Below are 13,221 nucleotides of genomic sequence, written 5' to 3' on the forward strand. Positions count from 1 at the left end.
TGCCAATTGAGCGAATGTCACGCACGCCTGGACGAGTTCCGGCCCCCATGGCACCTGAATTTTTCGGATCCGACGCCTACACGCCCGCGGAAGTCGCGCGGCGGGTGGAGACGGTGGGCGTCGCCAAGGCCAGGATGGCGCTGGTACCGCTCGCGATGCTCGGCATTTTGGCGGGCGCATTCATCGGGCTGGGCACGATGCTGTTCGTCATGGTCAAGGCCGACGCAAGCATCGGCTTCGCTGCTTCACAATTTTCGGGCGGGTTGGTGTTTTCGCTGGGCTTGCTGCTCGTCGTGGTCGCGGGCGCCGAGCTCTTTACCGGCAACAACCTGCTGGCCATGGCCTGGGCCGACGGAAGGATCACGTCGCGGGAAGTCCTGCGCAACTGGACCATCGTGTGCGCCGCGAACTTCGCAGGTGCGGCAAGCCTGGCGTTCGTCGTCTACTGGAGCGGGCACACCGGGATGAACTCCGGGGAGATCGGCCGGACTGTCGTGAGGATCGCCCTGGCAAAGCAGCAGTTGCCCTGGCAGGAGGCATTCTTGCGGGGTGTGCTTTGCAACGTGCTGGTGTGCATGGCGGTCTGGATGGCGATGGCGGGCCGCAGCGTAGTGGACAAGGCCGTTGCGGTGGCCTTTCCCGTGACTGCGTTCGTCGCGGCGGGATTCGAGCACAGCATCGCCAACATGTACCTGATGCCCCTGGCGATGCTCGTGCAATGGGGTGGCGGATCGCCGTCGGGCCCGGACGCAATCACGCTCGCCGGAATGGGCGCGAACCTGGCCGTGGTGATCGCGGGCAACCTCATTGGCGGCAGCGTTCTGGTCGGCTTGACCTATCACTTGATCTACCGGGTCAGGCAATGATCAAGGGCCGCCGCGACGGCCGGTTGGACAGAGGATGTTCCTGGGCAGCTCGTCGTGCAGGTAATCCGTCTCTTCCTGCGGCGACGCTGGACGGATCTCGACCACGCGGGCCAGCGGTCCATGGACGTCCATCAGTTCGGCGGCGAGCAGGGCCGGTCCGTAGGCGCCTTCCGGCAGCGCCTTGAACCAGTGGCGTGGCCGCCCTTTCCACGTGTAGTGCACGACCCAGAGGCGGCTCGTCTTGAAGAATGTGGCCATCGATCGGACGCTATGCCCCGGCCTTGATCCGGTCGAAGCCGTACAGCACCACCACCACCAGGACGGCAGCGACCGGGCCGGCCGCGGGATGCAGGATGAAGCCCACGGCGGGCACTACCAGCACCAGGTTGCGCAAGCTCCAGCTGTACAGGATCCCGGCCCGTCGCAGGTGGCTGCCGCCGATCGCGCTCCACCGGCGCCGCGCCTCGGAGCCGACCGGCATGGCCCCGACGAAGCCGGCATGGTTGTAGTAGCGCACAGCCATCACCGAAGTGACCAGCGAGGCGAACAGGAGAGCCAGCAATATCAGCTCCAGCGCGAGGCGCGGCGTGAATTCGAACGCGACGCCGCCGTCCAGGCTGGTGTCGAGCGAAGACGCCGACAAGGTGATGGTGCCCATGAGGCCGAGCACGGCGGTGGATGCCGTCATCGACGCCGACATCAGCGAGTTTCGCAGCGTCTGCACCGCGAGCACCTCCGAGCCGGGCTGCTGCGAAACCGCGGCGAACCAGTCTTCCCGCAAGCTCGCATGGGCCGACCGGGCGAGCAGGCCCGGGTTGCGGCGCTGTGCCAGCGCGAACCAGATCTCGTAGAGAGCCAGCACCGCGATGGTCAGCGCGGCGGCGATCCAGCGTTCGTCCGGGCTCATGCGTTCGAAGCCTGGCGTAGTGCACCCCGGCGCTCCAGCAATTCGAACAGGCCCATCCCCGCCAGCATGGCGGCGACGAACACGAATGCCTTGTGTTCGCCCATGCCCAACGCCACCAGGGCCGGGCCGGGGCAGAACCCCGCGATGCCCCAGCCGACGCCGAACAGCAGTCCGCCGCCGACCAGCCGCCGGTCGATGTGCGTGGCGGACGGAAGCCGCATCTGCAAGCCGATGAGCGAAACCGTGCGCTTGCGCGCGAACGCGAAGGCGATCGCGCCGACGGCGATGGCGCCCGCCATCACGAACGCAAGCGATGGGTCCCAGTTGCCCGCGAGGTCGAGGAAACCGAGCACTTTTGCCGGATTGGCCATGCCCGAGACGATCAAGCCGATGCCGAACACCAGCCCGGCAGCAAGGGAAAAGATCATTGCCATGGAGGCTCCTTCAGATGCCCAGCACGTGGCGGGCGAAAAACACGGTGACGAACCCGGCGGCCATGAACGCCGCCGTGGCGGCCAGCGAGCGGGGTGACAGGCGCGATAGGCCGCAGACGCCGTGCCCGCTCGTGCAACCCGAGCCGTAGCGCGTGCCGACGCCCACCAGCAGGCCCGCGGCCACCAGGGCCCCGTAGCCCGCGTCGATCTGCGGACTGGGCAACGCGGCAACCAGCGCATAGGCGAGCGGGGCGCCGGCCAGGCCGGCGAGGAACGCGAGGCGCCAGCCGATGTCTCCCCGCTGCGGTGTGAGCAATCCGCCGAGGATGCCGCTGATGCCGGCAATGCGGCCGTTGACGAGCAGGAAGAGGGCGGCGGCGAGCCCGATCGCGGCGCCCCCCGCCGCGGCATGCCAGGGTGTGAATGCGTTCCAGTCGATGGTCATGGGTTACTCCTTGGGACAGTAGATGCGGTAGAGCAGCGACAGAACCTCGAGGAGGTTGGCGTCGGCCACGCTGTAGAAAATGTTCTTGCCCTCGCGGCGGGTGGCCAGCACGCCTTCGTTGCGCAGCACACCGAGCTGCTGGGACAGCGTCGGCTGGCGGATGCGCAGCTGCTGCTCCAGTTCGCTCACGCAGGTCTCGCCCTGCGTGGCCAGCTGGCACAGCAGCAGCAGCCGGTCTTCGTTGGCCAGCAGCTTGAGCGCGCCAACGGCGACGCCGGCGGCGCGCCGGAGCTTGTCCGGGTCGATGGGAAGGGTGGTTGCGTTGTTCATGAGGGCAATTTGTTCTACTTGACAATAATATATCAATGTATAGAATATAGTCAAGTAGATTATGGAAAACCTCATGACCACAAGCCCGCGCATCCAGGCCTTTTACGACCCCGCCACCTGGACGGTTTCGTATGTCGTGTCCGATCCGGCCACGCGTCGCGCCGCCGTTATCGATCCGGTCCTCGACTACGAATTCAAGGCGGGCCGCACCGGCACCCAGTCGGCCGACCGCATCCTGGCCTACCTGAAGGAGCAGTCGCTGCAGGTGGAGTGGATTCTGGAGACGCACGCCCATGCCGACCACCTCTCGGGCGCCCGCTACCTGCACCGGCACGTGGGCGGCAAGGTGGCCATCGGCGAGCACATCCGCGATGTGCAGGCGATCTTCAAGAAGATCTACAACCTGGACAGCAGCTTCCTGCCCGACGGCAGCCAGTTCGACCATCTGCTGCGCGACGGCGAGACCTTCCGCATCGGGAACCTCGAAGCCCAGGCGCTGCACGTGCCGGGCCACACGCCTGCCGACATGGCGTATCGGGTCGGCGATGCCGTGTTCGTGGGCGACACGCTGTTCATGCCGGACGTGGGGACGGCGCGCGCCGACTTTCCGGGCGGCGATGCGCACACGCTGTACCGGTCCATCCGCCGCCTGCTGGACTTGCCGCGAGAGACGCGCATGTTCGTCTGCCACGACTACCCGCCGGACGAGCGCGGGCCGCTGTGGGAGACGACGGTGGTGCAGCAGCGCGAAAGGAACATCCACGTTCGCGACGGCATTTCGGAGGAAAGCTTCGTGGCGATGCGCCGCGCGCGCGACGCCACGCTGGAGGTGCCCACGCTGCTGCTGCCTTCGATCCAGGTCAATGTGCGGGGCGGCAACCTGCCGCCCCCGGACGAAAACGGCGTGTCCTATCTGCGGATTCCCGTCAACGTGCTTTCAGGGAATGATCGCCGCGAATGACCTGCGCCTGCACACCAGGGCACCAGCACCGCGGCAGGGTGTGTGGCCCGCCGAACCAGGCGCCCCTGGGGCACGGCGGAGCACTGTCATCTCCGGTGACTTGACCTGCATCAAACCGAAGCGGGCTGGCGCGCCTACAGTGAACCGATGATTACGCCGCTGACAAGGTACTGGCTGCTCGCCGCTGTTGTGGCGGGCGCTCCGGCGCACGCGCTGACGCAGCCTGCCCCGGCGGTTGGGGTGCCGCAGCAGGTGGTGCTCGACCGGCCGCGTAGCGAGCCGGCTCAAGAGGCGGCCGAGGCGGCGCGCGCCGCGGCGGCCGCGGTGGACGCCGCCGTACGCGAGGCCGACAAGGACGCGCACGGCACGTCGGCCAGTGCGTCCCGGACGGTTCGGCGGCTGGTGCGCAAGGCGGCGGACGCCGTGCGCCAAGCGCAGCGCCGCTTCGTCGCGGCCAGCGCCAGCGCGACCGGCGAGGGGCAGGTGCTTGCGAGGCAAGCGGAAGAGTCGGGCCGCAAAGCGGTGGAGGCCACACGCGAAGCGCTGCAGCACGCCGACCGGGCCGCGCGCACCGCAGGGCGCGCCGCCAAGGCAGAGGCTGCGAGGGCGGCAGAAGCCACCCGCGACGCTTTGCGCCGAGCCCAGCAGGCCGCCCGCGGCGCCGCCGAGGATGCGGCCAAGGCGGCGGCCGGAAAGAACCGTTGAACAGCGCCCCCGCCATGTCGAAGTCAAAGCGCGCAGTCCTCTTGGTCACTGCCCTTGCCTGCAGCACGGCGGCACAGGCGCAGCCGGCCACGTCGCCGACGCGCGGCGAGTTGCTGTACAACAACCATTGCATCGAATGCCACACCACCCAGATGCACTGGCGCGAGCGGCGGCAAGCGCGTGACTGGCCCAGCCTGCGCGCGCAGGTGGAGCGCTGGCAGGCGGCGGCCGGCCTGCAATGGAGCGAGGCTGACATCACGGAGGTGGCGCGCCACCTCGACAACACCATCTACCGCTTCACGCCGGACACGGAACGGGTGGGGTCCGCCACCGCCCCATGAGGCGCGGTGCGGCACCTGGCGATGTCCGCGATCAGCGCAGCACCAGCACGGGCACCGTGCAGTGCGTGAGCACATGCTGCGTTTCACTGCCCAGCAGCACACGCTTGATTCCCTTGCGGCCGTGCGAGGCCATGACGACCAGGTCGCACTTGTACTTGCGCGCCGCGGCCATGATCGCCTCCGCAACCAGGTCGGAGCGTGCCACCACGGCCTTGGCCTTCACGCCCTCGGCCTGCGCCGAGTCGCGTACGCGGTCCACCACGGCCTGGCCCCGGTCGGCCCAACGCTTCTCGGTGTTCGCGACCTCGGTCGGGGACACCGTCATGCCGCCTTCGAAGTAGCTGGTGGGATAGCGCGGCACGACGTTCAGCGCGATGAGTTCGGCGCCCGTCGCCGCGGCCAGGTCGATACCGCTGCGCACGGCTTTCTTGGAGAGGGTCGAACCATCGGTGGCGACGAGAATGCGTTGGTACATGGAAACCTCCTGTGTATGGACGACCCAGCTTAGGCGCCGCCGCACCCGCCGCGCTTGATCCATATCAACGCGAGACGGCACCGCTGGGGATAGCCTTGCCGCATGCAATCCGCGACCCTTCCATTCGCCGCTCCGCCGAGCGGCGCGCCCGCCGGTGCCGGATGGGCCGCGCTCGACGAGGCGGCCGAGTGGCACGCCTTCGGCCGACCGGTCGCTGCCGAGCCCGGCCTGTGGGAGTCGTACCTGGCCATCGAAGGCATGTACTGCCCAGGCTGCACGCTCACCGTCGAAGACGCGCTGGCCCGCTGCGCCGGCGTTCGCAGTGTGCAGGTCAACGGCGCGACCGCCACTGCCCGCATCACCTGGGCGCCCGCGCAGGGGCGCCCCTCCGGCTGGTTTGCCGCGTTGCAAAAGGTGGGCTATGGCGGGTTGCCGGCTGCCGATCTGCTCACCGCGGCGCCGCGTTCGCAAGCCCGCCGTGTGCTGTTGTGGCGCTGGCTGGTGGCGGGCTTTTGCATGATGCAGGTGATGATGTACGCCTTCCCGGCGTACGTGGCCGGCCCGGGCGAGATGACGGCCGACGTCGAGTCACTCTTGCGCTGGGCCTCGTGGATCCTCACGCTGCCCGTGCTGGCGTTTTCCTGCTGGCCCTTCTTCCAGTCAGCGTTGCGCGACCTGCGCGCCCTGCGGCTCGGCATGGACGTGCCCGTGGCGCTGGGCATCCTCATCACATTTGCCGCGAGCACGGCCGCCACCTTCGAGCCGCAGGGCCCGTTTGGCCACGAGGCCTGGTTCGATTCGCTCACGATGTTCGTGTTCTTCCTGCTGTCGGGCCGCCTGCTGGAGCAGCGGCTGCGCGACCGCACGGCGGGCTCGCTGGAATCGCTATTGCGGCGGCTGCCCCAGACGATCGAGCGTGAATGTGCACCGGAAAGCTACGAGCGCGTCGCCGTGGGACGACTCGCAATGGGCGATCGCATCCGTGTTTTCGCGGGCGAAACCTTTCCTGCCGACGGCGTGGTGCTGCAGGGCTCGAGCCGCGTCGACGAGGCGCTGCTCACCGGCGAGTCGCGCGCCTTGCCGCGCGGGCAGGGCGAGCACGTGGTGGCCGGCAGCCACAACCTCACCGGCACGCTGCTCGTGCGCGTCGAGCGCGTGGGGGCGCAGACGCGCTACGCCGAAATCGTCGACCTGATGGAACGCGCCTCCAGCGAGAAGCCCCGGCTCGCGGGCCTGGCCGATCGGATCGCCGGACCCTTTCTGGCCTGCGTGTTGATGGCGGCAACCGGCGCGGCCGTGTGGTGGTGGCCCACCGGGCCTTCGCATGCGCTCGGCATCGCCGTGGCCGTGCTGATCGTCACCTGTCCCTGTGCGCTGTCGCTGGCCACACCCGCCGCGACGCTGGCGGCTGCGGGCGCGTTGGCTCGGCGTGGCGTGCTGGTGCGCCGGTTGGGAGCGCTGGAAGACTGCGCCGAAATCGATACCGTCGTCTTCGACAAGACCGGCACCTTGACGGACACCAAGATGTCCATCGTGCAGGTGCGCACGCGTTCGGGCACCGGTGCCGAGGAGGCCCTCGCACTCGCGGGCGCGCTCGCCGCGCACTCCTTGCACCCGGCATCGCGCGCCATCGCCGCCGAGGCACGCACTTGCGGCTGGACGGCGCGAGATGTCACTGAAGCAGCCGGTCAAGGACTGAAAGGCCATGTCAGCGGCGACGGCGGCTGGGCGCCACGGGATCTGCGGCTCGGCTCCGCCACCTTTTGCGGCGCGCCTGGCGTGCGGCGCGAAGGCGCGACCCAGGTGCACCTGGCAGACGACAAGGGCTGGATCGCCAGCTTCGACCTCGACGAGTCGATGCGTGCCGACGCGCGCACGGCCATCGGCGCGCTGCGGCGCATGGGGCCGCGGGTGGAACTGCTGTCGGGCGATCACGCGAATGCGGTGCAGCGGCTGGCGTGGCGTGCCGGCATCGAATGGAGCTGGGGCGAGCAGTCGCCCGAAGACAAGCTCGATCACGTGTGCGAACTGCAGCGCAGCGGCGCCCGCGTCGCCATGGTGGGCGACGGCATGAATGACGGCCCGGTGCTGGCCCGCGCGAACGTCTCGGTGGCGATGGGCCAGGCCGTGCCTCTGGCGCAGGCCAAAGCGGACTTCGTCGTCCTGGGCAGCCAATTGGCCGCGGTGAGCTCGCTGCTGATGCACGCACGCCGCACCCGCACGGTGGTCCGCCAGAACCTGGCCTGGGCCGCCGCCTACAACGCCGTCTGCGTGCCGCTCGCGCTCGTGGGCTGGATGCCGGCCTGGCTGGCCGGCATCGGCATGGCCGCGAGCTCGCTGCTCGTGGTCCTCAATTCGGCGCGCCTCGCCCGCGTGCGGGGGGATTTCTGATGGATGTACTGTTTCTTCTCATTCCCCTGTCGGTAGCGCTCGCGCTGCTGATCCTGGGCGCCCTCGCCTGGGCCGTCTGGCGTGGTCAGTTCGACGCAATAGAAGCCGAGGGCGAGCGGATTCTGCGCACAGATTGACTTTTATCAAATCGTGCGGCGCTGACCGCAACGAGACTAGGGTCATTCCGATGGAAGAGATCGCACCATGACCCCTATATCCTCTGGCACCCACCCCCTGTACCACGACACCGTGGTGCGCCAGTTCTCGCTGATGGCCGTCGTCTGGGGCGTCGTCGGCATGCTGGTCGGCGTGTTCATCGCCGCCCAGCTGGCCTGGCCCGAGCTGAACTTCGGCATCCCCTGGCTCAGCTACGGGCGCCTGCGCCCGCTGCACACAAACGCGGTGATCTTCGCCTTTGGCGGCTGCGCACTGTTCGGCACCAGCTACTACGTCGTGCAGCGCACCTGCCAGGTGCCGCTGTTCCTCCACAAGCTCGCGTCCTTCCACTTCTGGGCGTGGCAGGCGGTGATCGTGGCCGCCGCCATCAGCCTGCCCCTGGGCTACACGCAGGGCAAGGAATACGCGGAACTCGAATGGCCGATCGACCTGCTGATCACCGTCGCCTGGGTCGCCTACGCCATCGTGTTCTTCGGCACCATCGGCATCCGCAAGGTCCGCCACATCTACGTCGCCAACTGGTTCTACGGCGCATTCATCCTGGCCGTCGCCATCCTCCACATCGTCAACAGCGCCGCGATGCCCGCCGGCTGGATGAAGTCGTATTCGGCCTATGCCGGGGTGCAGGACGCGATGATCCAGTGGTGGTACGGCCACAACGCGGTGGGCTTCTTCCTCACCGCCGGCTTCCTCGGGATGATGTACTACTTCATCCCGAAGCAGGCCGAGCGGCCCGTCTACAGCTACCGCCTGTCCATCGTCCACTTCTGGGCGCTGATCTTCACCTACATGTGGGCCGGCCCGCACCACCTGCACTACACCGCGCTGCCGGACTGGACGCAGTCGATCGGCATGGTGTTCTCGCTGATCCTGCTCGCGCCCAGCTGGGGCGGCATGATCAACGGCGTGATGACGCTGTCGGGCGCCTGGCACAAGCTGCGCGACGACCCGGTGCTGCGCTTCCTGATCGTGTCGCTGTCGTTCTACGGCATGAGCACGTTCGAGGGCCCGATGATGTCCATCAAGACGGTGAACTCGCTGTCGCACTACACCGACTGGACCGTCGGCCACGTGCACTCCGGCGCGCTCGGCTGGGTGGGCCTGATCTCCATGGGCTCGCTGTACTACCTGATCCCGCGCCTGTTCGGCCAGAAGAAGATGTATTCCGTGCCGGCCATCGAGCTGCACTTCTGGGTGGCGACCATCGGCATCGTGCTGTACATCGCCGCGATGTGGATCGCCGGCGTGATGCAGGGGCTGATGTGGCGTGCCATCAACGCCGACGGTTCGCTGACCTACACCTTCGTCGAGTCGGTCAAGGCCACCTACCCGTTCTACGTGATCCGCGTCGTCGGCGGCCTGCTCTACCTGGGCGGAATGCTGGTGATGGCCTGGAACACCTGGATGACCGTGGCCCAGGGCAGTGCGCCGCGCGTCGCCGTTCCGCCCCTGGCCCAGGCCGCCTGAGAGAAAGACTGACATGAGCAACGACACCCATTCCGCCCCGGCCGGCTTCTCGCACGAGAAGGTCGAGACCAACAATTTCCTGATGATCGTGCTGATCCTGATCGTGGTTGCCATCGGCGGCCTGGTCGAGATCGTGCCTCTGTTCTTCCAGAAGTCGACCACCCAGCCTGTCGATGGCCTGAAGCCCTACACCGCGCTGCAGCTGGCCGGGCGCGACATCTACGTGCGCGAAGGCTGCTACAACTGCCACTCGCAGATGATCCGGCCGTTTCGGGCCGAGACGCTGCGCTACGGCCACTATTCGGTGGCCGGCGAATTCGTCTACGACCATCCGTTCCAGTGGGGCAGCAAGCGCACCGGTCCCGACCTGCACCGCGTGGGCGGCAAGTACAGCGACGACTGGCACCGCATCCACCTGAACAACCCGCGCGACCTGGTGCCCGAATCGAACATGCCGGCCTATCCGTGGCTGATGAAGAACGCCGCGGACGGCGCGAGCATCGCCACCCACATGAAGTCGCTGCGCACGGTGGGCGTCCCCTACACGGATGCCGAAATCGCCAAGGGCGCCGAAGACCTCAAGGGCAAGACCGAGATGGACGCGCTGGTCGCGTACCTGCAGGTCATGGGCATCGCCGTCAAATAAGGAGCCGGCATGGACGTCACCACACTGCGCATCGCCGCCACGCTGGCTTGCTTCGCCGTCTTCACCGGCATCCTCTTCTGGGCATTCGCGCGCCGCAATCGCGGCCGTTTCGACGAGGCGGCCCGCATCCCTTTCGAGCAGGAATAGGCAAAAGCCCAAGGAGAACGATATGAGCGATTTCAATGCCGACATCTGGTCGATCTATGTGGCAGCCGCCACGCTGCTGAGCATCGCCGCGTGCCTCATCCTTCTGTGGGTGACGGCGCGGTCCAAGATCACCGGCGCCGCCGACAACACGACGGGGCACGTGTGGGACGAAGACCTGCGCGAATCCAACAATCCGATGCCGCGCTGGTGGATGTGGTTGTTCGTGATCTCCATCGTGTTCTCGGTCTTGTACCTGGTGGCCTACCCGGGCCTCGGCAAGTACGAGGGCGAGCTGAAGTGGAGCACGCGTGCCGAGTACCGCGCCGAGATGGACAAGGCCGACAAGGCGTTGGCGCCGCTCTATGCGCAGTTCACCGGCAAGAAGGCCGAAGAACTGGCAGGGGACGCCAACGCCATGGCCATCGGCGAGCGCCTCTTCATGAACAACTGCGCCCAATGCCACGGCTCGGACGCGCGCGGCAGCAAGGGCTTCCCGAACCTGGCCGACAGCGACTGGCTCCACGGCGGGTCGCCGGAGAAGATCGTGGAGACCATCACCCAGGGCCGGCACGGGCAGATGCCCCCGATGGCCGCGGCCGTCGGATCGGCCGACGACCTGAAGAATGTGGCGAACTACGTGCTCAGCCTTTCCGGCGCGCCGCACGACTCGGTGCGCAGCCAGCTGGGCAAAAGCAAGTTCATGGCCTGTGCCGCATGCCACGGCGCCGACGGCAAGGGCAACACCGCGCTGGGCGCGCCCAACCTGGCCGACGACATCTGGCTGCACGGCTGGGGCGAGCAAGCCATCATCTCCATCGTGACCTCCGGCAAGGTGAGCGACATGCCGGCCCAATCCGGCAAGCTCACCGAAGCGCAGATCCAGGTGCTCGGCGCCTATGTCTGGGGCCTGTCGAACAAGCCGGCGGTCATGAAGCCCTGACCTTGCGCCTGTGAAAGTCATTCCCATCGTTCCGGTTCCGTCGCAAGACAGCGGATCGCTGTACGAGGCGCAGACCAAGATCTACCCGCGCTCCGTCTCGGGCATCTTCTCGCGCTGGCGCTGGATTTTCGTGGCGCTGACGCAGCTGGTGTTCTACGGGCTGCCGTGGCTCGAGTGGGGGCAGCGGCAGGCGGTGCTGTTCGACCTCGGCGCGCGGCGGTTCTACATCTTCGGGTGGGTGCTGTATCCGCAGGACTTCATCTACCTCACGGGCCTGCTGGTCATCAGCGCGCTGTCGCTCTTCCTGTTCACCGCCGTGGCCGGGCGGCTGTGGTGCGGCTTCGCCTGCCCGCAGACGGTGTACACCGAGATCTTCCTGTGGATCGAGCGCAAGGTCGAAGGCGACCGCAGCGCGCGCCTGCGCCTGGACGCCGCGCCGATGTCACTTGAGAAGCTGGTGAAAAAGTGGTCCAAGCACTTTTTCTGGATCTCCCTGTCCATGTGGACGGGCTTCACCTTCGTCGGCTTCTTCACGCCCATCCGCGAACTGGCGATGGAATTCCTGCAGACGCGCATGACGTCGTGGGAAGTGTTCTGGGTATTCTTCTACGGCATCGCCACCTATGGCAACGCCGGCTTCCTGCGCGAACAGGTGTGCAAGTACATGTGCCCCTACGCACGCTTCCAGAGCGCGATGTTCGACGCGGACACGTTGATCGTGAGCTATGACCCTGGCCGCGGCGAGCCACGCGGCGCGCGCTCGCGCAAGGCCGAACTGTCGACGCTGAGCCTGGGCGCTTGCGTGGACTGCACACTGTGCGTGCAGGTCTGCCCGACCGGCATCGACATCCGCGAGGGGCTGCAGTACGAGTGCATCGGCTGCGCCGCCTGCGTCGACGTGTGCGATACCGTGATGGACAAGATGAACTATCCGCGCGGCCTGATCCGTTTCACCACCCAGAACGCGCTGGCCGGTTCGTGGGACTCCCGGCAGATGTGGCGCCGCGTGCTGCGACCGCGCGTGTTGATTTATGGCGCGCTGCTGCTGGCGCTGTGCATCGGCGTGCTGGGCAGCCTGGTGGCGCGCATGCCGCTGAAGGTGGATGTGGTGCGCGACCGAGCGGCGCTCTCGCGCATCGTTGCGGGGGGCAAGCTGGAGAACGTGTACCGGCTGCAGGTCATGAACGCCACCGAGCAGCCGCAGCGCTACCGCATCACCGCCAAGGGGCTCGATGGACTGCAGGTCGCGTCGGACCCGGACGTGACCGTCGGGCCCGCGGAATCCCGCTGGGTGGCCGTTCGCCTCCAAATCACTTATGGCTCGGCCACGCCTGGCTCGCACCCCATCGAATTCTCGATCGGCGACGCGGTGCAGGGTGCGCACGTCGCCGAAAAGTCGGTCTTCATCGTTCCCCGCTAGGAGCACCTCATGAATCCAGCCAACGCAATCGCGCAATCCGCTCCGTGGTGGCGCTTCCCCTTCGTCTGGATGGTCATCGCGGGCCCGGCCGCCGTGGTGCTGGCGGGCGTGGCCACGGCCTTCATTGCGGTCCGCACGCCCGATCCTGTCGTGGCGGACGACTACTACCGCCGCGGCATCCAGATCAACCAGACGCTGGCAGAGCAGCGCAAGGCGCTGCTGCCCGCAGTGCAGGGCCGCAACCATGCGGCCACGCCTGCGCCGGCCGTGCCCGGCCGCTGAAGCCAGGAGCAACCATGCTCAGCATCGAGCGACTCATGTGCATCGCCTGGCCCGCGTTCCTAGCAGCCTGCATGCTCCAGGGCGTGGTGTTCGCGGTGGTGGACCCGATGGAGCTGGAGTGGTTCGGCCGGCCGCTGCCGTGGTCGCGCCAGGGCATCTACACCGCCGCGTTCTTTCTCTTCTGGGGTGCCACGGCGCTGGCGAGCCTGATGACTGTGCTGCTGAGCACACGCCGGGGAGACCGGCCCGAGACGTGAGTGTGCTGTAATTTGCGCAAATCACCTGCG

General features: G+C 67.4%; 19 protein-coding genes. 13 read left to right on the forward strand and 6 right to left on the reverse strand.

All coding sequences use genetic code 11. The features are described from left to right. The first annotated feature begins 47 nt into the window (after positions 1–47). Positions 48–866 carry a formate/nitrite transporter family protein gene (locus tag EEB15_RS15835; protein WP_141510835.1) on the forward strand — a complete coding sequence of 273 codons (819 nt, stop codon included), beginning with the start codon at positions 48–50 and terminating at the stop codon, positions 864–866. On the opposite strand, the gene EEB15_RS15840 is transcribed toward EEB15_RS15835, so the two are convergent. The 5 genes from EEB15_RS15840 to EEB15_RS15860 are packed head-to-tail and all read right to left on the reverse strand — an operon-like array spanning position 867 to position 2,982. After that, the gene (locus tag EEB15_RS15840; RefSeq protein WP_141510836.1) at positions 867–1,124 is read right to left on the reverse strand and encodes a hypothetical protein; all 258 of its coding nucleotides are present in this window, start codon (positions 1,122–1,124) and stop codon (positions 867–869) included. Positions 1,125–1,134: 10 nt separating this feature from the next. Beyond that, the gene (locus EEB15_RS15845; RefSeq protein ID WP_141510837.1) at positions 1,135–1,773 is read right to left on the reverse strand and encodes a DUF599 domain-containing protein; all 639 of its coding nucleotides are present in this window, start codon (positions 1,771–1,773) and stop codon (positions 1,135–1,137) included. After that, the gene (locus EEB15_RS15850) at positions 1,770–2,207 is read right to left on the reverse strand and encodes a DUF6691 family protein (RefSeq protein ID WP_199236550.1); all 438 of its coding nucleotides are present in this window, start codon (positions 2,205–2,207) and stop codon (positions 1,770–1,772) included. The genes EEB15_RS15845 and EEB15_RS15850 overlap by 4 nt, the downstream gene beginning before the upstream one ends. 10 nt (positions 2,208–2,217) lie before the next feature. Next, positions 2,218–2,652: a YeeE/YedE family protein gene (locus EEB15_RS15855; protein ID WP_141510838.1), complete on the reverse strand. Its 435-nt coding sequence runs from the start codon at positions 2,650–2,652 to the stop codon at positions 2,218–2,220. Between the two features lie 3 nt (positions 2,653–2,655). After that, positions 2,656–2,982 carry a metalloregulator ArsR/SmtB family transcription factor gene (locus EEB15_RS15860; protein WP_141510839.1) on the reverse strand — a complete coding sequence of 109 codons (327 nt, stop codon included), beginning with the start codon at positions 2,980–2,982 and terminating at the stop codon, positions 2,656–2,658. Positions 2,983–3,055: 73 nt separating this feature from the next. Here EEB15_RS15860 and EEB15_RS15865 point away from each other — a divergent pair, with 73 nt between their 5' ends. From EEB15_RS15865 to EEB15_RS15875, 3 genes are all read left to right on the forward strand, one after another. After that, positions 3,056–3,943: an MBL fold metallo-hydrolase gene (locus EEB15_RS15865; protein WP_141510840.1), complete on the forward strand. Its 888-nt coding sequence runs from the start codon at positions 3,056–3,058 to the stop codon at positions 3,941–3,943. Positions 3,944–4,090: 147 nt separating this feature from the next. Beyond that, positions 4,091–4,648: a hypothetical protein gene (locus EEB15_RS15870; protein WP_141510841.1), complete on the forward strand. Its 558-nt coding sequence runs from the start codon at positions 4,091–4,093 to the stop codon at positions 4,646–4,648. Continuing rightward, entirely contained in the window at positions 4,645–4,989 is a 345-nt protein-coding gene (locus EEB15_RS15875; RefSeq protein ID WP_199236551.1) for a cytochrome C, read from the forward strand. Before EEB15_RS15870 ends, EEB15_RS15875 begins: the two co-directional genes overlap by 4 nt. 31 nt (positions 4,990–5,020) lie before the next feature. Here EEB15_RS15875 and EEB15_RS15880 read toward each other — a convergent pair whose 3' ends face one another. Further along, positions 5,021–5,464: a universal stress protein gene (locus tag EEB15_RS15880; RefSeq protein ID WP_141510842.1), complete on the reverse strand. Its 444-nt coding sequence runs from the start codon at positions 5,462–5,464 to the stop codon at positions 5,021–5,023. 102 nt (positions 5,465–5,566) lie between these two features. On the opposite strand from EEB15_RS15880, the gene EEB15_RS15885 reads away from it, so the two are divergent. The 9 genes from EEB15_RS15885 to EEB15_RS15925 all read left to right on the forward strand — a co-directional run bounded on the left by EEB15_RS15885 (position 5,567) and on the right by EEB15_RS15925 (position 13,191). Beyond that, on the forward strand, positions 5,567–7,855 hold the full coding sequence (locus EEB15_RS15885) for a cation-translocating P-type ATPase (protein ID WP_141510843.1): 2,289 nt from the start codon (positions 5,567–5,569) through the stop codon (positions 7,853–7,855). Further along, on the forward strand, positions 7,855–7,992 hold the full coding sequence (gene ccoS, locus EEB15_RS15890; RefSeq protein ID WP_141510844.1) for a cbb3-type cytochrome oxidase assembly protein CcoS: 138 nt from the start codon (positions 7,855–7,857) through the stop codon (positions 7,990–7,992). Before EEB15_RS15885 ends, ccoS begins: the two co-directional genes overlap by 1 nt. A gap of 67 nt (positions 7,993–8,059) precedes the next feature. After that, complete coding sequence (gene ccoN, locus EEB15_RS15895) at positions 8,060–9,499, forward strand: cytochrome-c oxidase, cbb3-type subunit I (protein WP_141510845.1); 1,440 nt, start codon at positions 8,060–8,062, stop codon at positions 9,497–9,499. 13 nt (positions 9,500–9,512) lie between these two features. Then, entirely contained in the window at positions 9,513–10,145 is a 633-nt protein-coding gene (gene ccoO, locus EEB15_RS15900; RefSeq protein WP_141510846.1) for a cytochrome-c oxidase, cbb3-type subunit II, read from the forward strand. 9 nt (positions 10,146–10,154) lie between these two features. Next, a complete protein-coding gene (locus tag EEB15_RS15905) occupies positions 10,155–10,292 on the forward strand; it encodes a cbb3-type cytochrome c oxidase subunit 3 (protein WP_141510847.1) in 138 nt (45 codons plus the stop codon). 22 nt (positions 10,293–10,314) lie between these two features. After that, entirely contained in the window at positions 10,315–11,232 is a 918-nt protein-coding gene (gene ccoP, locus EEB15_RS15910; protein WP_141510848.1) for a cytochrome-c oxidase, cbb3-type subunit III, read from the forward strand. 10 nt (positions 11,233–11,242) lie between these two features. Next, the gene (gene ccoG, locus EEB15_RS15915) at positions 11,243–12,652 is read left to right on the forward strand and encodes a cytochrome c oxidase accessory protein CcoG (protein WP_141510849.1); all 1,410 of its coding nucleotides are present in this window, start codon (positions 11,243–11,245) and stop codon (positions 12,650–12,652) included. 9 nt (positions 12,653–12,661) lie between these two features. Continuing rightward, positions 12,662–12,934, forward strand: coding sequence for a FixH family protein (locus EEB15_RS15920; RefSeq protein WP_141510850.1), 273 nt, complete (start codon positions 12,662–12,664; stop codon positions 12,932–12,934). A 14-nt stretch (positions 12,935–12,948) separates the two neighbouring features. After that, positions 12,949–13,191: a hypothetical protein gene (locus EEB15_RS15925; protein WP_141510851.1), complete on the forward strand. Its 243-nt coding sequence runs from the start codon at positions 12,949–12,951 to the stop codon at positions 13,189–13,191. The last annotated feature ends 30 nt before the right edge of the window (positions 13,192–13,221 follow it).

The organism is Ramlibacter sp. WS9 (assembly GCF_003797765.1).
Taxonomy (GTDB): Bacteria; Pseudomonadota; Gammaproteobacteria; order Burkholderiales; family Burkholderiaceae_C; genus Ramlibacter.